Origin of the sequence: Pseudoalteromonas sp. SG44-5 (assembly GCF_014164175.1) — a bacterium.
GTDB classification, from domain to species: Bacteria; Pseudomonadota; Gammaproteobacteria; order Enterobacterales; family Alteromonadaceae; genus Pseudoalteromonas; species Pseudoalteromonas nigrifaciens.
Genome location: NZ_JACJES010000008.1, coordinates 88,384 through 114,962, shown reverse-complemented (window position 1 = coordinate 114,962; position 26,579 = coordinate 88,384). Strand labels below are relative to the sequence as shown.

The 26,579-nt window shown below is 38.2% G+C and carries 15 protein-coding genes and 1 pseudogene; 9 read left to right on the top strand and 7 right to left on the bottom strand.

Annotation, left to right across the window (positions count from 1 at the left end):
* Positions 1 to 6: 6 nt before the first annotated feature.
* Positions 7 to 1,767 (top strand): hypothetical protein, encoded by a 1,761-nt coding sequence (locus tag H5079_RS10785; RefSeq protein WP_182684079.1) that lies wholly within the window; start codon positions 7 to 9, stop codon positions 1,765 to 1,767.
* 1,085 nt (positions 1,768 to 2,852) lie between these two features.
* On the opposite strand, the gene H5079_RS10780 is transcribed toward H5079_RS10785, so the two are convergent.
* Positions 2,853 to 5,063, bottom strand: a complete 2,211-nt coding sequence (locus tag H5079_RS10780; protein WP_182684078.1) for a TonB-dependent siderophore receptor — start codon at positions 5,061 to 5,063, stop codon at positions 2,853 to 2,855.
* 226 nt (positions 5,064 to 5,289) lie between these two features.
* On the opposite strand from H5079_RS10780, the gene tnpA reads away from it, so the two are divergent.
* Positions 5,290 to 5,637 carry an IS66 family insertion sequence element accessory protein TnpA gene (tnpA, locus tag H5079_RS10775; protein ID WP_182684077.1) on the top strand — a complete coding sequence of 116 codons (348 nt, stop codon included), beginning with the start codon at positions 5,290 to 5,292 and terminating at the stop codon, positions 5,635 to 5,637.
* Positions 5,638 to 5,681: 44 nt separating this feature from the next.
* The gene (gene tnpB / locus H5079_RS10770) at positions 5,682 to 5,948 is read left to right on the top strand and encodes an IS66 family insertion sequence element accessory protein TnpB (RefSeq protein WP_179808183.1); all 267 of its coding nucleotides are present in this window, start codon (positions 5,682 to 5,684) and stop codon (positions 5,946 to 5,948) included.
* 455 nt (positions 5,949 to 6,403) lie between these two features.
* On the opposite strand, the pseudogene H5079_RS10765 reads toward tnpB, so the two are convergent.
* Positions 6,404 to 7,168 (bottom strand): annotated as a pseudogene (locus H5079_RS10765) (IS5 family transposase).
* Between the two features lie 341 nt (positions 7,169 to 7,509).
* Complete coding sequence (locus H5079_RS10760) at positions 7,510 to 11,085, bottom strand: putative Ig domain-containing protein (RefSeq protein ID WP_182684076.1); 3,576 nt, start codon at positions 11,083 to 11,085, stop codon at positions 7,510 to 7,512.
* Between the two features lie 514 nt (positions 11,086 to 11,599).
* On the opposite strand from H5079_RS10760, the gene H5079_RS10755 reads away from it, so the two are divergent.
* Entirely contained in the window at positions 11,600 to 11,815 is a 216-nt protein-coding gene (locus H5079_RS10755; protein WP_182684075.1) for a hypothetical protein, read from the top strand.
* A 187-nt stretch (positions 11,816 to 12,002) separates the two neighbouring features.
* On the opposite strand, the gene H5079_RS10750 is transcribed toward H5079_RS10755, so the two are convergent.
* The 3 genes from H5079_RS10750 to H5079_RS10740 are packed head-to-tail and all read right to left on the bottom strand — an operon-like array spanning position 12,003 to position 17,004.
* Positions 12,003 to 13,394, bottom strand: a complete 1,392-nt coding sequence (locus tag H5079_RS10750; protein WP_182684074.1) for a YfcC family protein — start codon at positions 13,392 to 13,394, stop codon at positions 12,003 to 12,005.
* A gap of 2 nt (positions 13,395 to 13,396) precedes the next feature.
* The gene (locus H5079_RS10745) at positions 13,397 to 14,245 is read right to left on the bottom strand and encodes an N-formylglutamate amidohydrolase (protein WP_011327140.1); all 849 of its coding nucleotides are present in this window, start codon (positions 14,243 to 14,245) and stop codon (positions 13,397 to 13,399) included.
* 59 nt (positions 14,246 to 14,304) lie between these two features.
* Entirely contained in the window at positions 14,305 to 17,004 is a 2,700-nt protein-coding gene (locus tag H5079_RS10740; RefSeq protein WP_259398061.1) for a TonB-dependent receptor domain-containing protein, read from the bottom strand.
* Between the two features lie 130 nt (positions 17,005 to 17,134).
* Here H5079_RS10740 and H5079_RS10735 point away from each other — a divergent pair, with 130 nt between their 5' ends.
* The gene (locus H5079_RS10735; RefSeq protein WP_011327138.1) at positions 17,135 to 18,067 is read left to right on the top strand and encodes a LysR family transcriptional regulator; all 933 of its coding nucleotides are present in this window, start codon (positions 17,135 to 17,137) and stop codon (positions 18,065 to 18,067) included.
* A gap of 363 nt (positions 18,068 to 18,430) precedes the next feature.
* Here the strand turns inward: H5079_RS10735 and H5079_RS10730 are convergent, their stop codons facing one another.
* On the bottom strand, positions 18,431 to 19,087 hold the full coding sequence (locus H5079_RS10730; RefSeq protein ID WP_182684072.1) for a hypothetical protein: 657 nt from the start codon (positions 19,085 to 19,087) through the stop codon (positions 18,431 to 18,433).
* Between the two features lie 1,230 nt (positions 19,088 to 20,317).
* On the opposite strand from H5079_RS10730, the gene H5079_RS10725 reads away from it, so the two are divergent.
* Genes H5079_RS10725 through H5079_RS10710 form a run of 4 tightly spaced genes read left to right on the top strand, consistent with a single transcriptional unit; the run spans position 20,318 to position 26,456 of the window.
* Positions 20,318 to 20,791, top strand: a complete 474-nt coding sequence (locus tag H5079_RS10725) for a hypothetical protein (protein ID WP_182684071.1) — start codon at positions 20,318 to 20,320, stop codon at positions 20,789 to 20,791.
* A gap of 13 nt (positions 20,792 to 20,804) precedes the next feature.
* Positions 20,805 to 22,382 (top strand): hypothetical protein, encoded by a 1,578-nt coding sequence (locus H5079_RS10720; RefSeq protein ID WP_182684070.1) that lies wholly within the window; start codon positions 20,805 to 20,807, stop codon positions 22,380 to 22,382.
* A complete protein-coding gene (locus H5079_RS10715) occupies positions 22,375 to 25,173 on the top strand; it encodes a site-specific integrase (protein ID WP_182684069.1) in 2,799 nt (932 codons plus the stop codon). The genes H5079_RS10720 and H5079_RS10715 overlap by 8 nt, the downstream gene beginning before the upstream one ends.
* Positions 25,170 to 26,456 (top strand): hypothetical protein, encoded by a 1,287-nt coding sequence (locus tag H5079_RS10710; protein ID WP_182684068.1) that lies wholly within the window; start codon positions 25,170 to 25,172, stop codon positions 26,454 to 26,456. Before H5079_RS10715 ends, H5079_RS10710 begins: the two co-directional genes overlap by 4 nt.
* Positions 26,457 to 26,579: the final 123 nt, after the last annotated feature.

Genomic DNA, 26,579 nt, shown 5'->3' with positions numbered 1-26,579 from the left:
TCTTAAATGGCGCAGTCAAACAAATATAGTCAACCATCACTGACTACAGAGTCAGTGATGGGAAGGTTAGAAGGCTCTTCCCCTTTACAGGTAAGTAAAACATTGATTGATATGGAGTTACATGATCAACAATCATCATTGGAAGTACTAAATAGTATTTATGAAGAGTTTGAAAATAAAGATAATGTTATAGATGAATTAGTTAGCCCACTGGGGATAAGTTTATTAGATAGTATTATTACCCATAAAGACCTAAAGCTTAATAAAACAGGTTTGACTGCTTCAAGGGTGTGGAAAGATATCAAGGAGTTTAAGTATGAAGACACGACTACAGCAGATATACCCACACTATCGAGTAAGCACCAGCTAGAAGCTTTACGCCAAACTGAAGCAAATAAAAGAGGAAATGTTCAAGCTCATAAACTAAAAAAACATAAAGAAAATAATACGAATGCTGATGGTTCGATAACGAGCGAAATAGATGGCCGAAAGTTACAACGTAATGCTAAAGAGGTATCTCCGCACAAGGACGTAAATACAGATCACCTCGAATCTGCGCACGCTTATCATGAAAAGTTTGGTAATAATGTATTTTTAACTAAAAATGATATGAAAGATATTGTCAATCATGATGCAAACCTTGCTTCAATAAGTACATCTCAAAATACCTCAAAAGGCGCTGGTACTTTTTCACAGATAAAATACAAAAAAACAGTATTAGAGAAGAAAAAATCGACTGGGGAAATAACCACCTCAGAACAAAAAGACTTAGATGGTATTAATGATAAATTTCCAAAAGGAAGTTTAGAAAAGGGCATTAAATTAGAGAAAAAAGCAACGGAAGCTAACTTCAAAAAATCCCAAGAAGCAGCATTGAATACTGTAAAAAACAATAAAACCGCAGTACTGGAAAAGTCAGGGTTACAAGCAGGCGAACAAACAGGATATCAAGCTATCGGTCATGCTGTTATTTTGTTTATTAAACCCCTTTTTTATGAATTAAATGATGCGATTAAATTTGGCTTTGATAAAGGTGTGGGAGAAAACTCAATACTCGAGGGACTAAAATTTAGACTTAACAGAATCACCCAATATGTGAAAGCTAAGGTGCTCCCTACATTAATACAAGGCGCTAAAGACTTCTTCAATAACTTTTTTAAAGTACTTATTGAGGGTATTTTAGGATTAGTTACTGGGCTATTCAAATCACTAATGAAAATTATTTCTGAAGGGTTTGCTGCATTAGTAGGAGCAATTAAAATTCTAAATGCACCCTCTAAAGAAATGTCAGCTGCACAAAAAGCTGATGCTATTTTAAAGTTATTTGCATCAACGGTAGTTACCTTTGTTGTTTTCCACTTTGAATCTACGATTATGTCAGCAATGCCTAATAACTTTATTAAAGATATTGCTTTGGCATTATTAAGTGGCGTTGCCTCAACAATTGTTGTCTGGGGCTTAGACAAGTTAGATCTGTTCTCTGTAAAAGATGAGATACGTACTAAGCGCGTTAGCGAGGTATTTGATATGCGTATCCAGCAAATTAAAGAAAACACGGATGCTTTCGAAACTGCATCAATAGAAAAGTTAGCACAAGATAGATTAAAATTTCGAAGCATCACTGAGAATATGGAAAAGGCAATTGATAACAAGAGTAATGTTAATAGCTCTGTTTATGATATGGCTGACTTCATGAAAATAGATCTTAAAATTAAATCCACTAATGATTTTATGGATTTATTGAAGCAGGGCTCATTAGCTGTTTAACATAAAGAGCAAAGTGCTGCGCTTCAGCCCTGTGCTACCGGTTACTCATTTTTTCTATTGATAACGGCCAATGCAAAGAAGCACACTGAGCTCTATTACCTAACAACATGGACTTAGGACGAGCTGTCCTGTTCATATTTACTAACTATATAAACTCTTTATAGGTTGTTTTTTAAATAGAGGCCTGAATTTGGCCTTCATTTAAAATTAAACCAATTTAAATCAGAGGTTTAACTATAAACCACTTTACTTTAAACAATCATTAAACACGGCTAAAACCACGTAAACCATTGAAATTTAAATAAAAACCTCATCCAATAGTTCCTACTATTAGAAGAAAACACCACTCTACCCTCAAACCCTTATACAGCAAGGCCTTGCGCGCGATTTAGCTTTTTAAATGAGACAGAAAAACGTCTAATTTTTAACATTTGAGACAGTTTTAATCGTGAAAAATGCAAGTGAAAAGTGTCTCAATATGGCCATTTACGACACGCTAGCACAGCAAAAGTCTGAGATAAAAAAGTGTAAAAATTCACTTTTTAATATACCAACGTATCAATTAATGCCCATAAAAAAGGATTCACTGTGTCTCAATATGGAAATTTTATAGGGTGTTAGCAGCTAAAAAGCTGAGATGAAAAAGTGAAAAAATACACTTTTTTATTATATGGTAAGGCAATTCTTTACCTAATTTAAGGCTGATTTACGCGTTAAAATAACAACCAGTGAGTCGGTTTGGCGCTCTCAAGCCTGCGATTTTATTGTTATTCAACCAGTAAAATATTGATGTAAAAGTGAATACTCAGCGCTCGACGCGCTAAAAAACGCCCAAAATGGGGGTGAAGTCGATAGGTATGTAGCGCGCATTTAAGCAGTGCGCTCCGTTATAATCGAAGTCTAGCTGCACATTCCACGGCATTAGGTCGGTAAAATCATCATCACCCACCTCTCGCTTTAGCATTTACTATAATGTGGCTACCAATATGAGCTGATTGATATATGTATTACAAAGATCAACAGCCCCTAGTTATTTGATACCACGCGATTATAAAATCGCGTGGTATTTATTATGGTTTATTGAGTTAATACGTCCATTTAATTGTAAAGTCGATATTTTGAGGCTCACCGTAGTTGGCAAAATCAATATTAGCCCAATATTTTTCGTCAGTTATATTTGTTGCACTTAGTGTTGCATTCCATGAGCTATTAAAGCGCCAGTTAGCGTATAAATTAACCAACATGTAAGCACCCTGTTGGTAAGTTACTCCTTCACTTTCTAGCGGGTGATTTACACCATACCCAGTGATTTCACTTTGCCAATTAACGCCACCACCAATATTTAAATTTTCTAGTGTACCCGTGAATTGATAATGCGTTGAGAGTTGAACTGAGTGTTCTGGCAAGTTAGTCCAAATGCGGTCGTTTTCATTTCGAGTAGTGTCAACATAGGTGTATCCAGCATTTATCAGCCATTCATTGCTGATACGGCCACTTAAACTAATTTCAACCCCTTTACTTTCAGTGCCATCAACACCTTTATAAGCAGAACTTCCGTCTGGCAATGAATAATCTGGTTGGGTTAGATCTCGTACACCGTAATTATCTTGTTTGGTATTAAATATGGCAAAGGTTGCCATAAGTTGACCATCATAAAATTCACTCTTAATACCTACTTCTAAGTTGCTACCGAGTACTGGTGCAAGCAAGTTATTATTTTTATCCTTGTAGTTTTGTGGTGTAAAAATATCTGTGTAGCTTGTATAAAGGCTGGTTGCTGGTGTCAGATCATAAACAATACCTACATAAGGCGTAATTTCGTTACTTACTTTATAGTCACCAGTCGTATTGGTATATGCAGAGTCTGTATCATAATTGTCGGTGCCTGTTTCCCAAGAGGTAACCCGTGCGCCACCGACAAAAGATAAAGTGTCGGTTACCCGAAAGCGTGTTGCTGCATAAAAACCATATTGATCAGTTTTGCTTGTTCTGTATGCCCCTGTGGTTTCATAGCTGGGTTTCGGAGCCTCACCATTATAATCCCATGCATTTGGTATATTATAAGACCAGTCAGATAGCGAAGAGTAACCTAAACTTGTTGATTCATGTTGACTAATGTTGAGACCGAACATAAGTTCATGTTCGCGCTCAAATAGGTTATAACTGCCTGTCAGGTATAAATCTAGGCTGTCACGAGTGTCCTCAGTGGAGCCTACTGCACCTCGCAAGAATACCCCTTCGCCAGTGTCTCGATCAGGAAGACCAGAAGCATAAACACGTAAACTTTCAACCTCACCCTCGGTGTGGTTTAGTGCAGCACGTAGTTGCCAATAGTCATTGAAGTGGTGGTTTATATCAGCAAATACAGTCGATGATTCTCGCTGCCATTTTGTCCACTTAGGCGCATAGCTGGTAGTAACGGGTAAGTTTGCTTCGTTACCATCACTGGCAAAAATTGGGATGGTACCCCATGTACTGCCAACAGGATTATTATCTTGGTTTTGATAACCCAGCGATACTGTTGTGTTTTGGGTTATGTCGGCTTCAATAATGCCCATCATAGCTAACTTGTCTTCTTGATAACGCTCAAGATAACTATCAGAATCTTGATAAGCAACGACTAGGCGACTTCTAACGCTGCCATCTGCGGTTAGGGGTAAAGAAATATCAGCAACACCACGGCGTCGATCCCATGAGCCAATGCCTGCAGATATAGACGCGTCGAACTCTTGCTTTGGGCGTTTTCGTATCATATTAACCGTGGCCGAAGGTGAACCAACACCATTTAATAGGCCATTGGCACCACGGATCACTTCGACTTGTTGATAGAGTGAGGTGTCGTATTCTTGATTGGTTGAGCCACTATAAGTTGGAATGCCATCTACTTGGAAGTCGGTAATTTGAAAGCCTCGAGCAAAGTAAAGTGGACGTTGACTGTCATATTTTGTGACATTCACGCCTGGTACATTTAGCATTATATCGTTTATGTCAGTAATGCCGCTTAAATCCATCAGTTCGCGCGAAATACTCGTAACAGACTGTGGTAGCTCTTTGGCTGACAGTGGTATTCTAGTAGGGTTTTGACTTGAAAAAGGTGAGTTTTTCACCTCGATAATTTCCATACCTTGGTTGTCTTTATGTATATCTTTAGTTTCTTGCGCTGCAAGCGCTTGTCCATAAAGAGCGGCTGTGACAGCTAAAGCTAAAGTGTATCGATTTTGGTATTTATTAAAACAGGGAGTTGATGCGTATTTCGATGTAGTGTTCTGCAGGTAGTGTTTTTCGTTAAAGCTCATTTGTCTATATTTCCCTTAAAAATTAAAGTAATGATAACAATTCGCATTATCTTTAGCATTTAACCCTGAGTCAACCGAAAATACTGAATAAAGTGCTCTGGTAGATAAACGGCTATTATATTGATGACTATAATTAAACATTAGTAAGCGCTCATTACTCCGCGTTATTCCAAATTTAATCTGAGCCTTGATAATGACGTCAGTCATTACTTATCGAAGTTTCAATATGTCACATACTCAACATTGGCAGCATCATATCGATGCATGGCAACAAACCGGCGACTCGCAAGCACACTATTGCCGTGCTCACGAGCTCGACAAAAATCAATTTAGTTATTGGAAGTGGATCATTTTTGCATTGCTGGTAACAGAATTTGCTGTGGCTCAGTTGGCAACAACGTCTGAGAGCGCATCATCGCTTTGTATCACCTTACCTAACGGCATTGTACTGGGTGGCATCGATGCAATGAACGCTGCGGTTGCGGCGCAATTGTTGGAGTACCGGAGTACCTGCGCTGATGCAACCAACAATGCGACCTGCTGCCCATTTACCGCGCGTGTATTTATATTGTGAGCCGATTGATATTCGCAAGTCTCATCGCGGCTTAAGCACTTTGATTGAAGCAAGAATTTGGCCACAACCCGTTTAGTGGTGAGCTGTATGCGTTCACCAATAAACAGCGTAACAAAATCAAATGCGTATTCTGGGAAAATAATGGCTTTGTACTGTATTACAAAGCGTTAGCTGAGGATAAATTTAAGTGGCCCAAGCGTCCTGATGAGCTGGTGAACTTAACGGGGCAACAACTTAATTGGTTACTCGATGGCTATGATATTAACCTGATGAAACCCCATAAAAAATTGCAATTTGAGTTGGTTTTTTAGCAAAAAAACCACCTACTTTGATACAATAAGCACAGTTAAAACAAGGTCTTAAAGACTATTTGCATTGTGACTTCCTCTTCTGAAAATCTGACTGAAATTGAATTGCTTCGTGCTCAGTTAGCAGAGCAAGAACAGCTTATTCAAAGCCAGTCTGAGCGCATCAAAATATTAAAAGAGGTGGTGGTGATATCAAGTGCTCAGTGCAACATGGTTTTTAATCATATCATTAGGAGTTAAATAGTTTAATATCCTTCTTGGTCGATTATTTAGTTTATTAGCGACTTTATCTAAATAACTTTGGTCAAAGCCATGTAGACTTGTCTTTTTGCGGAAGTACTACCTTAATAGGCGATTTGTATTTTCATTTGTTCCCCTTTGCCACGGACTACTCGGGCCACAAAAGTAAACATCTGTATTCGTATTTTTAGGGTCTGTTGATCTTTGTAGTACATATATTAATCAGCCCACATTGGTAGCCACATCATAGTAAATGCTAAAGCGAGCATTGAATGATAATTTCGTTCAAGCTTTTCATACCGTGTGGCTATCCCTCTATATTATTGCTTAATACGGCCAAATGTATTCTCAACCAAGTGCCGATATTTGTACATGCACCAGTCAATATCTTCATTGCCTACTAAACTGTTGCCCTTACGTGGAATAGCGGGTGTAGCGTTATTATCACGAACAAACGCTCTCAGTTTTTCACTGTCGTAGCCTTTATGTGCGATGACAATATTACTTGTTGGGCAATTAGCTACGAGTGACTCTGCATGGACGATATCATGCGTATTTCCACAGGATAATTCATAATAAACAGGCAACCCTCCGCTATCGACTGCAAGATGAATTTTCGTAGCGTTTCCACCTCGGCTCTTTCCAATTGATTCATTGTCAGCGGTTCTTTCACCACAACTATGTTGATGAGCCCTAACAATACTGCCATCAATGAAGACCCAATCCATGTCTGCATCACGAGATAATACGCGAAACAGTCAATTCAAAATCCCTTTTTTGGACCATAAATTAAATCGTCTGTAGATAGCACTCCAACTGCCAAAATCAGAAGGTAAATCTCGCCATGGAATACCTGTGCGCATCTTATACAGTATGCCTTCGAGCGTTTTTCTATGGTCGGGCTTATTATAAATTCGACCACTTAAGTACATTACTTTTGATAAGACATTCCATGTCCCGTCTGTTAACATTAATCTTGGCATGTAGGTTCGGTGTAAAGTTTTCTGGCGAATTCAATTATACCTTATCTTCATACTGTTTGTTTTTCATACCGAAAAGATCAACACGCCCTAGTTATCTGTCGTGAAATTTTGTGCTCAAAATGGAGTTTTTGCTTTAAGGTTTTACCGTATAATTTATTGATGCGTTGTTTTATTTTCTCCCAGCGATTTGCCCCTTTATTTCGTCAGTTAAACGTTTACAAAACACCTAATCAAGTGCATAAAAAAGGCTTGGAACTTTCGCCCCAAGCCTTTCATTAAAACTGTCACCTATTTCAGAACGTGACAGAAATCGTTATATAACAGTGATAACCGTATTTAGATCATCGGTTAACTAATCTGCGGGTAAAAGCGAATACAATTAAAATTAAACTGAACCAGCCTAAGCTACCACTATCATTATCACTAGAGTCTTCAACGGGTTTTTCAACAACAGGTGCAGCCACTACATTAATGCTAAATTGTTCTGTTACAGGCTGTGAAATTTCACCATCGGTAACAGATACGGCAATAGTTACCGTACCAATATGTGCATCACCAGGCGTACCTGAAAAAGTTCTAGTGTCTGCTTCAAAACTCAACCAGCTTGGCAACTCTGTACCATCTTCTAATGTTGCAGAATAAGTCAGCTCATCGCCTTCATCAGCATCAGTAAAAGTTTGCGCATCAAAGGTAAAGCTATACGCAAGACCCGATTGTGCTTCCTGATCTGGAATTGCTATGTTGACTACGGGCGCTCTGTTCTTTTGAATAACAACAACTTGTGCACTCGCATTAACAGTTTCGTCATTAGTTAACTCAACCACTACTGTTACCGTTTGCTCGGCAATATCGACAGGCCAAATTATCTGACCAGCTTGAGCAGCCAATTCAGTTGCAAGATTTAATTGACCAGTAGCATGAACTAGTTTGACATTTAGCTCATCATTTTGGTCTAGTCCTGCAACATCCCAAGAAACTCTTAAGTTTTCACCATTAAAGACAACGTTTTCAGTGTTGATTAAAATGCTTGGTACTATGTCAGCGACGACATCAAACATTACTTGCTTACTATCGATTGTAATATCAAAAGATTGAGCTTCAACATTTTCGCCTGAAACGTCTAAACGATATAAACCTAAAGGCAAACCGTTAAAGGCAAATCGCCCGGCAAGATCGCTTAAAGTGGTGTTAATTAAATCAACCTGTATACCTTCAGCCGTGAATAGTGATAAATCTACATTAGCTACTGCATGGCTGTTAGCAGAAATAAATCCAATAAGGCTTGCTTGGTGTGTATTAATTACCACACTTTCAGCAGTGCTGATTTGATCATCGTCTGTTATGACAAAAACACTATAGTAGTAAATCGTATCTCTAGATGCCGAAGTATCATTACATTCGTTAGCAACTTCACCACAAATCTTCAGGCCATCATTTGGACTTACAGGGAAATCATCTGTGCTTCTTACAGTGATCACTTCAGCAATATTTGGCAAGTTAGGTAATGTCCATGTAAGTTGAACATCGCTACCGTTTGAGCTGGCTTGCAAATAGCTAATAGCCTGAACGGCCACAGCGGTTTCACCACTATATGTGGGCTCAACAATGGTATTGTCGATAACTACGCGCACATCACTATTAACTTTAATAACAAAACGCTCATCGCTAGTTATTTCTTCGTAGTTTATGACTTCTAGCGTGCCACTTTCTGTTGTGCGTTTTACAAAGACTCTAGCATTGGGGAATTGCTTATAACGTTCAATTTCTACTTCAAACTCACTTGCGCGAGACAAGTAAAGCTTTTCAGACATAAGTGAGCTACTGACATAGCTTACATCTTGCGCCATTTGCTCAGATAAAGGCATTAAACGAGCTGGTTCGTCAGTTTGCTTGTTTTTCACCGAAACAATACGAGCCCCCTGCACGACGACTTGCGTATGAACTAAAGAGTTCATAGTAATAGCCGCTTTATTACTATTTCCTTTCACGTTTTGCTCAGTAACACCTTCCTTACTAGCATTCAAATAAAATGCATTTTGTGCTTCTTGTGCAGTGCTATGAAGCTGTAACTCATCATTAGTAATACTAGCAAATCTGGTCATTGAACCACTGTTAGCATACGGGTTGTACGCCACAAAATCACCGTATTGGTTTTGCACTGTGCCTGTTTTTTTGAAGTCAACGACAAAATGCGGGATAGTGCTTAACGCATCGCCAGTAAATTCTAATTGGCTATAACTGCTTGGAAAGTTATTATCATGCGTTACAAGTACGGTAGTGTTGTTATATTTAATTAGTTGGGTTGCCACGATGGCATGACCACCTTTTACAGTGAAATAGAACACCAGTGGGGATGCTTTATCATTAGTGAAGTGTTTAGCATAATAGCTACTTAGCTGCTCAACATTGCTAAAACGTGAGAAACTGGCACTACCGGCGCCACTATTTGCTCCGCTCCCCGAGTATGCGCCTTGGGTAACAAAGTAATAAGCAATTTGCGCCATACTTTGCACAATATCATTATTGTTCGTTGCAACATATTGACTCACGTCTTTAGGTAACGGTTTTGGTGTTTGCGTTTCACGGTATTGCCAATGGTCATTATAGAGTGCGGTAATTGTTTGCGCAGAGCTACCCTCAACAATTGAGCTACCCCAAGCTGATGCTTGTGCGCTGTTATTAAAGTTACTCGCCGCTGAAGTGGCTAATCCATAACATACTCCGCCGAAACTGCGATTTTCTCGAACACTTTTATCAATGCCGTCATATTTACCGACAATTTCATAGGCTTCATCTCTACGATGTTCAGGTAAAATAGGCGTGATACCATCAGCAACATTAAGTAAGGTACCATGCACTGCAAGTTGCTCGAATGAACAGTTTCCTAACACCCAGCAAGCAATGCCTCCGTCAGCTAACATGGCATCACTCCAACCACCATTTTTAAAGGCATAACCATGTTGGTCAACATTAAATGAAGTACCATAAACACTCAAATTGTTTAAATCCTTTATAACTTCACACTGCTCAGCTAAACAAATAGACATGCTGGCATCTTTAAGTACATAAGGTGCATTATTCAGGGTGAAGTCTACTTTAAAAGCCTTCTTAGCAGCGTCAACTGAACATTCCCCTGGTAACTGCTGGTTACTATCTTGAACGATAAAGCTGTGCTGAGAACAAATATCCTCTAATGCACCACCACTTTTAGCAACTAGATCACGAAAATAAACAGTAAAGGTATTTGAAACCTTGGCGCCACGTTTTTGATAAACTTTATCGGTTTCAAACTCAAAATTAAAAAGAGATTGCGCTTGGTTGAACCAGACATTGTCAATAGCAAAACCGGCGCGCTCTTCTGTTTCTATTGCAATACGGAAGCTAGCAATGTTCTCACCACTAATTTCAAAACGCTCAATACCATAGATGGAATCAAAACGCTTACCTAGAAGCTCGCCATTTTCGTTATACCAAGAAATAGCCGTTGAGCTGAGGTCATCAAAATAACCTGCATCAAGGGCAAACGTATTTACTGTTAAGGTTCTACTTGGATCCGCCGGGTCGACAAAATGCCCCTCAATGGCACCATTAAATCTTGGATAGCCCGATAACACCGGAGTAGTTGGGTTAGCACTATCTGAAGTGATAAATGGTGTATCTCCAGAGAAAATAATTCCTTTTTCAGCATATTGGTCTGTTATGTAGGTGTTTGCAGCAAACTCTGAAAAGGTAATTATACCTTCCTGTGCCTCTGCCTGAACTTGGTTTTGTTTACTGAATTGTTGTTTTTGAATAGTTGGTGAAGATGAATAAAACTCTTCACTATAAGCTTGTTGATTGGTCTGTGCGTTGGCCGAAGTGACTAGAAGACTATAAGCTAAGCAAGTTGACACGAAAGTAATTTTAGTACATTCCATAAATATTCCCTTTTATCAATAATGAAACACCCCCTAAATAAAAACATGTAGTTAACTTTTATTTGACATCTTGGAGCATGATTAGGATATATCAGTATACTTTTTACAGCAAGCGTCGACAGAATATTTAGTTTTTGAGGCTGGCTTGGGCTTCCCAGCTTTCGCATCTTATCGTGTGGGTATCTCTTACACTTAATTATTCGCTTTTTAATCGTGGCAAAAAAATTCAGCAACCATATTATCATGATAATGCGGTTGACGCCTGAAGCTACTAAGTGATTTTAGTGATCAAAGCTTAATGAGAATAAGCGATCAAAGTTAATGCAATTGGGTGATCAAAGCTGGAGAGAATATGCAACTGTCAGATTTGATTGAGTCCTGTTAAGAGAATCTTGTTAACACCAGGCGACTTTGTCGTATCTTAATTACCAAGGGAATTTGTCGGTCACTTTTTTACGTGTCTGTTAGTGTTTTGTTTTTGAAATACTATAAAGGCATGTTGAGGATGACTATTATGAATTCTAAAGCTCAACTCACTGTTAATACTATTGTAGCAGTCGGCTCTGCTGAAAACGGCATTGGTACAGTTGGATTCATGACATCGAATGCTTCAACAATAGCAAATCTTTCGTTTGACACTGGTGACTTATTACCTAAGTCAGCTTCTGTAATTACAAAAATAACAATGCTGTGTATTAGCTGTCACAAAACTAAGTACGTTATTGTGTAGTATTTATATGTTAGTAAAGGTGAGTTACGAATCTTTTGTTGAGGAAGATTTAGATAAAATTGTAGATTTGATTTTTAGGCTATTACAACATGGATTTAAACAGCTTACCAACTAATAAATCACACGTTCATTGAACTAAACATTCAACCATTATCAAAAAATAGTTGAATGTTTAGCGCGTGTTATTTTAAAAGTTGATGAACACCGACACTTGCAATAATACAATAGCAAGCACGATATAAATTAGCCAAAGTGGAAAAATGAATTTAGCCCATTCGCCCCATCCAACTCGTGCGGTGGCTAGGTAGGCTAATAAAGTGCCTGATGTAGGGGTAAGAATATTGGTTATACCATTACCAAACAAAAATGCGACTATCGTTGTTTGCTCAGATACGCCTGCTAAATTACCAATTGGCCCTAAAATAGGCATGCTTACGGCTGCTTGCCCCGACGTTGAAGGAATTAGAAAATCTAGCATTAATTGTGATACAAACATGCCTGTCGCAGCGAAGTAAGCATTACCTTCACCTATAAATGACATTAAAAAATGTACAATTGAATCTAAAACCATGCCTTGCTTTAGCACCACAGCAACTGCAGTTGCTACGCCAATGAGTATGCTAGCAAGCAACACTTTTTTCATTCCGTCTACAAACGCTTGCGCAGCTTGGTTTGCACTGAGACCTGAAATAGCAGCAAGCACCATACTAAGTGCAATATAATAGGCGCTTAATGCGTGGTGTTTCCAATACCATTGTGTTGATGCATAAACTAATAAAGCAATACCACTGGTAAGAGTAAGTAATATGATGACATGGCGTGTTGATAGTTTTTCGCTATGGAAATGGACTTGCTCATTTTTAAAGCCTTGACGCTTGATCATAAAAAGCACAAAGCCAATACCGACAGCTAAAAATGCTAGATAAAATAAAAACCTTACTCCTGCACCACTGAAAATCTGTAGCCCGAGTAGAGGTTGAGCAATAGTTAAAGGCAATGGGTTTGTCACCGATGACAAATACCCTGCCTTTACTGCCACACATACAATAGCGAAGCCTATAATATTAGGTAACCCTAATCGGTTGGCCATGCCAACCATGAGTGGGATTATAAGTAAATATTCAGATGCTAAACCTAAAAACGTACTGCCTGCGGAGAATACGATCATGAGCAGAATAACGAGCACATAAATATTACCCTGTACTAAGCTCAGTAACCTTTCAAGCCCTGCATCTATCGTACCCGCCTTTGTAAGAATACCAAACATACCACCAATGATAAGTACCATAAATATTAACCCTGAGCCTTGTTCAAGGCCTGAAGGGATCGCCATAAATGTACCAATAATACTCACCGGTTCGGCTTTTACTAAATCCGCATCTTGATAATTAAATAGGTTTGATAACGACTTATCTTTGTCAATAATATTATAACTGTTGGCAACTACCATATTGCCGTCTCTTTCATATACTCCAGAGTCAACAATATAAGTAAGTAGCGTAGCTAAAAACAAGATACCTAACAGTATGATAATAGGGTTCAAGCCCTTCTTTTCATTACTATAATTATTTTCGCTCATTATTATTTACCTACTTGAGCAGACACATAAGCAGCTAATTGTTGAGCCACAAAGGAGGTATCACGCTTAAATTGCTCATAATTTTCATTTTTTTCGAATTTTTTCTCATTCATATATAAAGCACGATTTACTTCGATTTGTACAGAGTGGCGATTTGCAGCGACATTACCGTAATTACTCACCAAATACCCGCCTTTATAGGGTGTATTTTTTACCACTTTATAACCTTTATGAGTGAATGCTTGAGCAATCACATTTACAAATTCAGGGTCTGCTGATTGGCCATCTTTATCACCTAAAATTATATCAGGACGTGCTATACCTGCATCGATGTTCATGCCATTCCCTACTGACTTCATAGAGTGACAATCAACATGCCATACACCTTGGTGTCGAGTGTATAAATCATCTAATAAAGTCTGCAGTTGGGTATGGTATGGCGAATAGTAATGATCAATACGATGGGTTACTTCTTCTCGCGTTAACTTTCTATCATACATGGCTTTTCCGGGTAAGGCGTAACGACGAATTAAGCCCATGCCACGGTCGCTGTATTTAGTTGGTTTACATCGATCCCATGACTCATCTAATAATGCGGGATCAATATCATCTGGCGCACGATTTGGATCTATATACATACGTGAGAAATTTGCATGCAATAAGTAACCTCCCTTTTCAGTAATGGGTTGCCAAATATCATCTATAAAGGCATCCCACCCCGACTTTATAAACTCTAAGGGTACCTGTGCATTAAAATCATCGGGACAATGAATTCCGCTGTGTGGTGAATCGAACACTAAGGGTATTTCTTCTGACTCAATTGGGGTTAACAAACTGAAAGCCGACTTCATAAATTTATCTCCTAGTTATATAAACATAGCCTGCCCAAAAGCAGGCTTAACGACTTTCATTAAAGTGAGTAAGTGAGTTGCAAATACATATAACGTCCAACTGGATTATAGGTATTTTGATCAAAGTTAATATTTAAATTAGTTAACGAAGCAGGTGGCTGCTTATCGCCAAGGTTATTAACCCCTAATTTAACACTAAGGTTGTTTGCAAACTGATAACCACCAGAGATATTGTGATAGGTCACAGAGCCCATACCGCGAGGCTCTCCTAGAAATTGCTCAGTCGTAGAGTCGATATGACGAAGGTTATAATTAGCTGTCCATCCATTATATTTCCACGTACTTGAGAAAGTACCGCGCCATTCAGGGTAAGATTCACGTGATGCTGCAGTGCCTACTAAATCTTCCTGCTCTATTGAGCCATCAGATAGGGTCGAATATTCAGTTAAAGTGTTTAATTTTGATACATTTGCATTGAACGACCAGTCACCAAAGTCTGTTTGCAACGTGTAATATGAGACAAAATCAATGCCTGAAACACGTGTCGCATTAAGATTAACCGGGCCATCTAAAATATCTATGATTTCACCGCTACTATCTCGCGTAATGGTGTCGCAATTTTTGTTTTGATAAGCACATAAATCAAGGTTATTTTGCGCACCAAACTCACTTATAGTGTTATTTATTTCGATCTCATACCAATCTAAAGTAAAGCTTAGGTTTTCAATAAGGTTAGATTCGTAAATCAAGCCTACGGTTTTGTTCTTTGAAGTTTCAGGTACTAACTGACGGTTACCGCCTGTTGTTACTTGTACGTTGCTAAATGGCTGCGAATAATCGGTTGGCACACCGCTGCAACCTGCTAAATTATTATCAGTAGAGCAAGGATCATTAACTGCTTTATAAGTTAAGCGTTCACCTTCAAAAAGTTCTAAAATTGAAGGCGCTCTGAAGCCTTCAGCCCAGTTTGCTCGTAAAGTAAGTTGCTCAAAGGGTGTATAAAGTAAGCCAACTTTGCTATTGGTAGTCGAACCAAACGTACTGTAATCTGAGTAACGTACCGCTAAACTCAGCTCTAAATATTCAGCGAGAGGCTTATCATCAAGAAGAGGAATGCTAAACTCTGCATAAGCTTCTTTTAAGTCGTATTCACCGGTAGTCCCTTCACGAGGTGAAGATGTGGTTGTTCTATAAGTGTTAATATGTGGATCTGAGTTGATGACACTGTCGGGTGTGTCTTCGCCCTTTTCTTTACGGTATTCAATACCAAAAGCTGCACCAATATAGCCTGCGGGTAGTTCATACAAAGAGCCGGTAATATTTGCGGTAAAGTCTAGTTGGCTAGCTTCATTTTTATCATGGCCAGTAAAGTTTATATAGTTAACCATGTCGTCGGTCAGTGGAGCAAAAATGTTTACTGGCACACAACCTGAAACTAAGTCTGTCACATCGGCATCAATGCCTGTCGTATCACATGCACGTAAGCCTAATGCTAGCTTATCTAAATTCATTTGGTTATTAGAGGTAAATTCGCCTTTATTGCTTGCCCATGATGCAAAGCTATCCCATGACCAGTCATTAGACAGTTCACCGTCTAATCTAATAGCAAATCGTGTTGTTTCAACTTTTTGCTCGTTGACTCGATAGCCATTATTCATAAAGAAAGCGTTATGTTTGAAGTCGCTACCAGAGAACTCAACCCCAAAAGGATTTACCCTTGCGTCATCAGCAATAACAAAACCGCGACTTCCTCGGATCGGAGATAGTGCGGGTGAAAACTGTTGATCTGATTCACGTGAATTATAAAGCGCTTCAGCTTTAAAGTTTACTGAGCCTATTGGCATAACCAATTGTGTATATAATGAAGAACGCTCGCTAGGACCTGTTACATAGTTATTGTAATAACGATTATAGGTATCATCGCTATTCACTTTACGCCAGTTATCAATATTATTACCGTCCTTGCCAGGATCGCGTGTTATCCCTCCTGAGGAAGGAGTAAGGCCGTTTACGGTCGCTAAATTATCTTCGAAAAAAAGCCCTTCTGGTGTCGCTGACGTTAATCCATTTAATGGAACTGCGGTTATATTTCTATCTTGTGTATAAATAGGCTTTTGATCAACATGGCTTGCAGCGAACATTAAGTTGGCATCGTTAATATTGACACCAGATAAAATATCAATATTGAACGTTTCTCTATCGCTTTTAGTTGTTTCACCATAGGTAGTTTTTACTTCAAGCCCTTCATAGTCATCATAGGTATACAGGTTCACTACACCGGCAATAGCGTCTGCACCATAAATTGCTGTAGCACCATCTTGAAGTACTTCTACGCGTTTAATAATGGCTTGAGGAATCGTATTCATATCAACGAAGTCACGAAAGCCGCGTGAACCCGCACCATTCACCCAGCGATGACCGTTAACAAGCACTAAGGAGCGGTTAGCACCTAAATTACGTAAATTTAAACTAGATGAACCGTGACTAGAGCCTGCTGAGCCATTACCATTTAAGCTGGAGCCAACTGAAGGAAGTTCTTGCAATGCATCACCTAATGAGAGCGAACCATTAGCATTTAATGTCTCTAAATCAATATTTTGTATTGGACTTGCTGTCGCAGATTGGCGTTTAATACGCGAACCAGTTACTGCGATTCTTTCGACACTTTTTTCTGCCGTTACGTCTTCAGCTGATACAGTATGACTCGCAGTTAGGCATGCTGTAGCAATGGCGAGTGATATTACGGATTGCTTAAACATTAAACGTTCCATAGGTTGAGCTCCAAAAGTTTAGGTTATCATTTTATTAACCTAGACTTTACTATCTACTAAAGTGTATGCAATATTATACCTTTTAATCATTAGGCTATAACAATTCGTTATGAATGATATGCAACAGAACCAACAAAAAATTACTTTGAACAGCTTGGAAGCATTTGACGCGGTAATAAAAACAGGCTCTGCAACAGGAGCTGCCAAATTATTAGGGTTAACTCAACCAGGTATTAGTCGACTTATTGCACAGCTTGAAAGTAAAGTTGGTTTTTCTTTATTTTATCGAGAGAAAGCACGTTTATTTCCTACTGATGAAGCAGTTGCCTTACATAAGCAAGTAGAAACGTCGTTAGCAAGTGTGTACCGAGTGGAACAACTAGCAAAAAATATCCATCAGTCGCATGTAGGCCATCTCAATATTGTTGCTCCTAGCAGTTTTGTTGCGGGACCTTTGGCCGAAGCCGTTGCATCATTTTTAAAAGATCACCCAAATGTAAAAATTAACTTAGATAGTCACAGTCCTGCTAGGGCTTGTGAGTTAGTTGCAAATAAAGCATTCGATTGTGGTTTTATACAGCTTCCTGAAAATCATGATAATTTACTTTGTGAACCTATAATTAGTAGTAATCTGGTGTGCGCGGTATCGAGTAGCCATCCTTTTGCTAGTGCTCGAGAACTTCAGCCTGAAGATTTACGAGATGAAAGCCTAGTATTACTTGGACAAGGACGACATTCGCGTAGGAGAATTGAGCATGCATTTTTACAAAGCAATGTTCGCTTAAAAGTAAGAGTGGAAACACATACTGTACCCACGGCTTGTACATTGGCTAAACATGGGGTGGGTATTTCGATTGTAAACAAGCTGATAGCTCAACAGTTTCAAAATGATGACTTAAAACTTATCCCTTTTAAGCCTGAAATAGAAATTGTTTATGGTTTTATTACTTCTACATCAGCCCCTATGAATAGGCTGACTCAGACATTTTATAATCACTGCAAAGTGCATTTTAGTCAGTTCATGGATAGCTGTGGGTTAAGCGAAAAGTAAGCAATAATGCTGTGTCAACATACTAAACATTTGACAATATGATTATAAAACAAGAGCTTATTAGTGCACGTTAGCATTTTAAACACACTATCTAGCATCAATTAACTTGGCGATTCCGCGTCAACTTAATTGACGTTTGATAGATGAGACACTTTTCCTCACAAAATTCTGAGATGAAGATGTATTGACGGTGAGTAACCGCTTAATAGAATAACGCGGTAAAAAGTAAAAACAGATAGAAAATAAAAAGACCGACGCATTGAAGACCGATCTTTTCTATCATTAATATTGGTACTTAATAAATATATTCTGCACCACTAAAGAGGACATTTTAATTAAGAAATCAACGTTTTGAATCACACGTTATTCAAACTTTTCTTTTTCAGCCTCGTAGCGCGCAGTCGCTCGATGATAGTTTAATTCAACATTCCATAGTCTAACATCTTGAAGTTGATGTATAGCATGGACGATCAGCCATGCCATAGCGTCCTCTTGAGTCGTCCCGAAACTTCGAAATTCACAGCCATGGGACTCTTTTCTATATGAAAAAATGATTGGACATCCTATCGTTTTTAGATCGCTAGCCAAAATTATGCTTACTGACATATCCTGTGTCATGTACCTAGATGAAGGTGAAATGGACATTAGGGGCAAAAATATATAAGTATCTTTGCCATTATGCCTTATTAAAGGTTTGGTAATTTTTTTTCCGTATATATACCACGGCTTTTTAATAAAACATTGATACGCATCTAGCTGCTTGAGCAGGCCATCATACTTATCAAATCCTAGTGTTAGCGCTAACAAGTAGCCTAATTTTGATAGGCTGAAGTTTTGCCCGCTCTCTGATAAATTGATCTTTAATCGTTGTAAAAATTGCGCAGTACGTCGTGGATCGTGGTCAAAACAAAGGTGAGGAGCTGAAGGGTCTCTTTCTACTTCATTAAGCGACTTAGTAAATGATAATAAGAATTTCTCGTCTTTAATTGTAATCCCTAACTTCTTTATCTGATAAAGCATGCTGTTGGCTACATTAATTGAACGGTTTTCTTTTTTATCTAAGGGGTAGTTAAGGGTTTAAAAAGCAATTCTATTGCTACTTTTTAAAGTTGACATTTAAATACCTTGTTAAAGTTTAGGTAACAAGCGAGACTGTTCTGTATCTAACTTAAGCGTTTTACTTAACAAGATCTAAATATCTAAATATCTATGACTTACCATCCCATCAATATGGGTCAGAACATAGGCTGTGCATTGCTATTGTTTCAAGACTTACACTACACAAGTGTCATCAACTCCCAAGAATATTACTATACTTTCATTGGTGTTTCAATTAACAGTAAGTGTGTAGCAAAGTACATCCGCTAATAACGCGTCAAAACGATTAAGGTACTTCTGAATATCAACTAGAAGGTAGCTATGAGAAAAACACGTAGCCTTGAGCGATGGTGCAATATTATAAAGTAGCAACAAGCTAGCAATTTAACTATTACTGAGTCTTGTCAGAAAAGTGCTTTATCAAATAAAAGCATTTTATACCGCAAGGAAAAAGCTACACATTACTTGGAAGTTTTTGGCGCCAAAATTATCCATATTCGTGCTAATAGTGGCTATTTTAAGGAAGAAAGGCTCTACTTTAGATCCAAATAGTATTTCAGATCACTGTTTCTCTATGATTACTGATTTAAATTATGCTTCAAATCAGTATTTCTCGTAGTTAAAACCAAGCACCACCATTAAGGTATTTCAAATCACGCGTTATCGAAGCTGTTATATCCAATTCCCCCCTCATTACCAATAAAATAATCAGAAGCTAAGCACATTAAAGATTAGCGTAATGTCACTTACTTGTATTTTACTCCCCTTTGATATCTATGCGGCGTCACACATTTACGCTGAGGGTATATTTATTTTTCGGGGGGATTACCCCAGTTTACGCTTCTTTATCAACTCTTTATTCGCTGTTTACTTTCATAAATGCTGAATTTTCATACTGCTTATAGATTAAATAGACTTCTTAAAATAGAGTTCACCCACTACAGAGAAAAATCAAGCCATTGATTTTAAATATTATTAACATCAAAAAAGAGCCAAAGACAATACATTTTCATGAGCTTTCACTCTATTTGCTAGTAATTTATTTGCACTAAAAATAGACAGCGCAAAAACGAGCAATATACTCGATAGCTCTACCAGCACTATTTTGAATATTTTCAAGTGCGATGACTTTAAGGAAATGAGATAAAGACTATGCGCTATAAACAAAAATCAATCCCTTTTGACAATGCGAAATTAAAGATCCATCCGCTACTTGTTACGCTTACAAAAAATGATGTGACGCAGCTAAAAGTAAACCAATGCATTGGCGAGTTACCCATTGAGGTAATACAAACGTTATTAGATTTAAACCCACTTCCAGTGGCGCTTAGTACTGATGATGATTGCTACCTGACACTTGCACCTAGCGGAATACTAGAGCGCTTTAAGGCCCACCCTTTGAGTAAAAAGCTCTCCTTAAAACTATACGTTTACCCAACAGATGCTATTGAGCACGTGCTAAGCGTTACCTTGCTATATAACTATGCTGTCACGCTTTATTTAAAAAACGGTTTCAGTACTAATATTCAGCGCCGGCTTAGTTGTTTTAAAGAGCACGGTATACACGCCCCTAAAAAAACGATATTGGCAAACTTAGCTAATACCTCACCTTCTATTTTTCGGTAGTGGGAGGCTAAACATGAGCATATCGAAACATATTGCAAGAAGTAACCGTTTAAAAAATGCTGGTGGCTGTTATCCAGATGCGCTGCCATATGCAACAACGCTCGCTATTTTGTTGGCTAAATTAGCGAAAGTAGACGTTAAAACACGTCCTGCAATAACCGTTGTTGCACTATTTATGTGGCTAACAGAGGACTGGCGTATTATTGATAAACCAGATGATATTCCTGATTTTATAAGAATTTCAGGCGCTAGCCCCTGTCGTCAATATGCATTTCGTAACTACTATGACAGCACTGTATCGTGGACAGAATATGCCCGTGCATGCAAAGATAAAAATAAAACTACGTATCTGTGGCAGCCTATACCTACTTACCTAAATCAGTTTTTTCAAACGTTTATTAGCGAAAAAACCTACGATCTTCCTTTTTTAACTCAAAAAGCTAAAACAATCTTGTTCGAGTTAATGTCTAAGGCTTGGAAAACACCTCATAAATTACAGAGCCAACCCCGTGTACGTAAAGACAGCCTGCAAAATTACTTTATAAAATGCGCTCAGGCAGATAATACGTTGGGTGCAATTGTAAGAGTACAACTTATTGCAGATCAACAAACTCATCATAGGAGCGCTAGGTATTATCAGCAACAAAGTAGTGATCGCGTCCGCAGAAAAATATTTGATGCGCATAACCGCTATCTATCACGGCTTATAGCTGCAGCAAGAAACGCCAAAATTAATTCATATTTTGTGGTTTATCTAAAAAGCTATTCAGTAAGTCTAATCAAAGACAGCCATGAAAAAGCCAAATATTTATCAATACCGGGTATTATAAAACAGTTTGAACTTGACACCTCGCAGAATGGAGAAAGCAAAGTATGTACTCCTGCAATTATGTTAGGAAGCCGCCGTTCGTTGGATGATAAAAATGTGAGTCTGTTTTTTCAGTCACTTCAAAAAGAGGTTGAAGATGCCAAAGAGAGTATTTATGTAAAATGCTCAAGCCAAAAATCGTCGTCAGCCAATCATGCAGCGTTGCGCGATTACTATAATAAAGCAACCTATCGTATTGCATTACTGTTTATTGTTCTTACCGGCGCAAGACCTACACATAGTATCAGTATTTTATCAGATTATTATTCAGGATCTGATATTACCTTTATTAAAGACAAAGGTGTTCTTAGACAACTGATACTCTGTGATTACTTGCAGCAGGAAATTAAGCACTACTTATCACTTCAAACAGTTATTCGTTCGCAACTTAACATTCATACTGAATTAGATGAGCTCTGGTATACATGTAATGAAAAAAATATACCGATAGCTCTCACATGTCGTGAGCTTCGCTTATTCATGCATACACTATGGCCTGGTGTGGTGCCTTATCATTTGCGTCACTTTTATTGTCATTGCGCTAATAGTCATATGTTTTCAGACAAGCTGTTTGATAACGATATTGATCGTCTCATGGGCCATGAAAATCTGGGGGAGCGCCTCGGAAGTGACATATTATCGCCAAGACGTTTTGCTTTGATGAAGGACTATTTAAATGTGCTATCGCAGCGCATTGGTTTGGAGGCGTTAATTCATGTCTAAGCAGTTTATAGAAAAGCAGGCCAATAAAATAAATGACTACTTAGTGCATACTTGGCCACACAGTACAGCACAAGAGGCTATCTTATGGATATTAAATAATCTGCCTGTGGTGAGTACACAAACGCCTAGTTTAGATCATAGTGAGCTAAGCATAATCAATAAAAAGATCGATACCATTCCGACAGGGAATCAACGAGTCTATCGAAAGGCACTTGATGGCGTTCTTTTCTATTTAGGAAATGAATGTCAGTGGCAACTGCCTGAAAAAATAGAAGAAAAGATAATAGATGCAGATCACGAGTACTTTGATGACCTTACAAAAGGTACTGCGCATGCACAGCAAATTTTTACCCGCTATCAACAACGTAAAGTACTTTTTTTTACTACAAGGCCGCCATTAACACCGTGCTTTACTGCACTAATGATAGGGTTTGAAATCGCGCCTTTATCGTTAGTGCATATTTGTGCAATCTTAAATAACACTAATTCAATCACGGATGAAGTATCCAATCCACGTCTTGCTATAACTCATTTTGAATGTGGTACTGATAAGCCACAAGTAACGCATTACCATCTTCCAATAATATGCTACCGACTATTGCGTGATTATTATGCACAATACCCTGAAAAGATAACAGTAACGAGGTTATATAATCACTTAGCTCAGTGGTTAGAAGAGAGAGGATTGTCTGGGGTTAAACAAGGTGAGTGGCCAAGACGTTTTCAAATAAGCTGGTACACACGCTTTAAACTACCGCCTATTTTTATAAAAGATCTAGCCTATCCTGAGCGCCATGTCGGTATACCTTGTGACATTAACCCATCCACAATAAAAGCGGAAGATATTTATGCTATTGACTGGGATACCAAGTGGTTTGACTCACTAAAAAAATCAAGAACTAAAATTCATTGGCCTCATGAAATACTACTCAAGCATTCAGAAAATCCGAATGCTGTAGAGCCCCCTTCATGGGATGCAGCTAATATTTTACCGCGATTGCTGTTTAATTATACTAAACAGTTAATCGTGTTCGGTGGGGTTAAAAAAGCAAATCTTGCCTTAGATTCAATTAAAAATTACACCTCACTAAAAAGTAAGCTTGAACTCTTCCCTTTATCTTATGCTGATGCAATTAACGAAGAAGCCGTTAATAAGTGGGCTGAGGCTGTTTATGATTCAATAGACTCCGATATAGTAAAGGTAACATTTTATAATTTTTTACGATTTTTAAAGCACCAAGAACAAACAGATACGCTCGATTTATCCCTATTTAGTAGCCCGCTAATACCACCATCAGTGAGCCCTGCTCGCTTGGGCGTTGATGAATGTGATTTATTGATAAAAACACTGATAGAAAGTGAATCAAACCACCCATTTCGCAGTTTGTTTTGTATCGTTGCTGCTTTGCTCGGTTTTTACGCTATGCTGCGCCGTGGTGAAGTCCTTAGATTACGTCGTAAAGATATTCGCTTTAAACCAAGTACTGGCCTTATAACGATTATCGTAACAAACACCCCTGAAGGCAACACTAAAAGCAATACTACACGCAAGGTATACACTACACTTCCTAAGCAGTATCACCCGTTATTTAAATCTTTATTTAAGATAAAAAAAAGGAACATAGATCGTGAGCAGCCTTTGTTGGGATTTAAAGGTGAAATGTATCATTCACGGCAGCTTTATTATTTATTACCTGTGTCACGTGCTTTACGATTTTTGTTTGGTACACATCTAAATTTTCACCACCTTCGCCACAGTGGCGTGCATCTATTTATGCTGCAAACTCTGCATTGCTTAAATGATACATCCGATGAACAACGAGGAAAAACAACCCTTGAGCAAGAGGTGCTATCGAGTACGTCGGTGGCTACTCGCTTTAATTATTGGTTTGAAGGGCGAGAGGTTGACGAAGTTAATGATGCTGCATTTTTGGATGAAATGGGGAAACAAATTGGTCATATTTATTATGGCACTACACGCTGGTCATACTTGCATGACATAGATTGGCTACTGCCTATCATTAGCCGTACTCATTCACCGTATACAGGACGTGAATACACACACAGCGAGCTGCGCTATTTGCTTGACTTAAAACCTGACTCTAATGATCTTTCTCGCATATTACTTAAGCTCAGCCCTGAGTACGCCAACAAAAATCTGGGGCAAAAACGTAGTCAGCCAATCATGCTGCGCGATTGTAAACTTAGAGAGGCCGTATTTGGTAAAGCTATTCAATCAAAACATACGCCTTTGACAGTTGACCACAATTTAGATTGGCAAAAGTCAATTCATAACAGCGAACACTCGTTACTCGGTTTCATATTTAAAGCTATGTTAAAGAGTAAAACGCTTGACCTATATGCACTAAGTTTTATTTGGGGTAATGGCAATAAGCATCATATCCAACCGATCAGTAAAAAGCAGCACACAGCGCTAAACAACTTACCTCCCGTTGTACTTTCTGATGATAAGCAGTCATTACAAATCACGCTTGCCTGCAACAGCAAGAATGCACGCGCGTTTAGCTCTGTGTTTAGACAGGCTGACTGGGGGTGGCTAAATATTAAATTTACTCTTTCAGTTAATCGAAAAATCAACAGTGAACGACAAGTAATGTTGCTTAAAACATTGTTTGTTCAAAAAAACGAAGTTATTCAAATAGCTAAACACCTTAGAGGAAAAACGCAATTGACTATTTATTTAATCCCCAAAAAAACGCTTCCATCTAATGTGCTCAAATTTGTACAAAGTTTTATCCAATCATTTCAATATCATGAGGCCAAACAATGAAAATTATTATTCCTAAAGAGAAAAAACAACTACTTAAAAACACAACTATACATATTGATACTAGTTATTCTGACAGCCTAGCAACCGTATTAATAAACAAAAAAGAGCGCTCTTTAACGTTAGTCACCGGGCAAAAACCGCTGTTTGCGCATTGTGTGTTCATACTTGATAAAGGCTCTACTAACTTAAAAGATAAACAGTTTTCTATTGATGGTAGTTACGCCAAGCAGCTTCCTCACTATTTTACATCAGAGCAAGACATTGAATTAAATTTTCAAGCTTCGTCAGCAGACTCTTCTTTTATAGAGTTGATTCAAACTGATCTCAAAGACAATGAGGCAACATTACGCCGATGTAAATGCAGCGATGCATCTAAGGAGCATTTAACTTACCTTAAAGATAACAAACAGCTCCCAACCACAACCGTCTCCAAAACAGTTATTGAACGTGCTATTTTTGAATCGACTGGGCATATGCCCTATCAGTTTATTGAGCTAGATAGTGATAAACAACATATTCGTGTGCAACGTGATGGTAAAGTAGAAAAAAAATATTTACCAAAAGACATAAAGTTACCTGTTTCTATAGTTATGACCCAAGAAATTACTTATAAGTTGTTTGATTTTTGCAAAACTATAAACGGTGATAAAATTGAGATGGTCCAACAAGGGGAGTTGCTCACCTTTAAAACAGATGAGAGCTCGGTAACCTCCACTTTGACAGGGCTTAACGAGTTTTACACAAAAACCCCTGAAAAAACAGAAACTTTGAGGTTCGTTGAACTAGATTTTTATGAATTTAAAGCAGAACTTAGACATTGTTTTAAAGAATATGGGGTCATTAAAAAAGCGAATGATGCATTATTGTATTTAAGTGATAAAAAAGCTGCGATCGCTGTATTCACAGAACCTTATAAATTTGTCCACCCTTTTACTGTATCAAAGATTGATAACAAAAAAGATAATGTTAACTCAATCTTTCGCTTTTCACCGAAAGATTTACTAAATATAAAAATCAAAGATTTAATCGGCGCTAAAAGTACGCGATTAGAGGTTATTGAATATTCAAATGGTGAAATTAAGCTAGGAGTATATTATTCACTAGAAGATAAATTGCCTTATCTTAGTATCCCGATTGAAAAAGACAAGAGCCAGCTACCTAAAGTGTTAGCTATGCTTGAAAGCTTGGATAAAAACCAACATAAAACGCAACATAAAAAGCAAGAAATACAGGGAGATCTATTTGGTTCTGATATGGGTGAGGGGGAGGAGGATGAGTATTAAAAGCAAAAATACTGGACAAACATACAGCACTAGCTATATTTAATAGTGAAATTTAGAACAATTGTGAATTTAATGCCTAAAGCGTAACAGCATAGTGGTATTAACACAATTGGGAACAATACC

Bases quoted from the DNA above. Each gene is read 5' to 3' on its own strand.
- H5079_RS10785 (WP_182684079.1), top strand. From the start codon at position 7: ATGGCGCAGTCAAACAAATATAGTCAACCATCACTGACTACAGAGTCA.
- H5079_RS10780 (WP_182684078.1), bottom strand. From the start codon at position 5,063: ATGAGCTTTAACGAAAAACACTACCTGCAGAACACTACATCGAAATAC.
- tnpA (WP_182684077.1), top strand. From the start codon at position 5,290: ATGTCACATACTCAACATTGGCAGCATCATATCGATGCATGGCAACAA.
- H5079_RS10760 (WP_182684076.1), bottom strand. From the start codon at position 11,085: ATGGAATGTACTAAAATTACTTTCGTGTCAACTTGCTTAGCTTATAGT.
- H5079_RS10755 (WP_182684075.1), top strand. From the start codon at position 11,600: ATGAATTCTAAAGCTCAACTCACTGTTAATACTATTGTAGCAGTCGGC.
- H5079_RS10750 (WP_182684074.1), bottom strand. From the start codon at position 13,394: ATGAGCGAAAATAATTATAGTAATGAAAAGAAGGGCTTGAACCCTATT.
- H5079_RS10745 (WP_011327140.1), bottom strand. From the start codon at position 14,245: ATGAAGTCGGCTTTCAGTTTGTTAACCCCAATTGAGTCAGAAGAAATA.
- H5079_RS10740 (WP_259398061.1), bottom strand. From the start codon at position 17,004: ATGTTTAAGCAATCCGTAATATCACTCGCCATTGCTACAGCATGCCTA.
- H5079_RS10735 (WP_011327138.1), top strand. From the start codon at position 17,135: ATGCAACAGAACCAACAAAAAATTACTTTGAACAGCTTGGAAGCATTT.
- H5079_RS10730 (WP_182684072.1), bottom strand. From the start codon at position 19,087: ATGCTTTATCAGATAAAGAAGTTAGGGATTACAATTAAAGACGAGAAA.
- H5079_RS10725 (WP_182684071.1), top strand. From the start codon at position 20,318: ATGCGCTATAAACAAAAATCAATCCCTTTTGACAATGCGAAATTAAAG.
- H5079_RS10720 (WP_182684070.1), top strand. From the start codon at position 20,805: ATGAGCATATCGAAACATATTGCAAGAAGTAACCGTTTAAAAAATGCT.
- H5079_RS10715 (WP_182684069.1), top strand. From the start codon at position 22,375: ATGTCTAAGCAGTTTATAGAAAAGCAGGCCAATAAAATAAATGACTAC.
- H5079_RS10710 (WP_182684068.1), top strand. From the start codon at position 25,170: ATGAAAATTATTATTCCTAAAGAGAAAAAACAACTACTTAAAAACACA.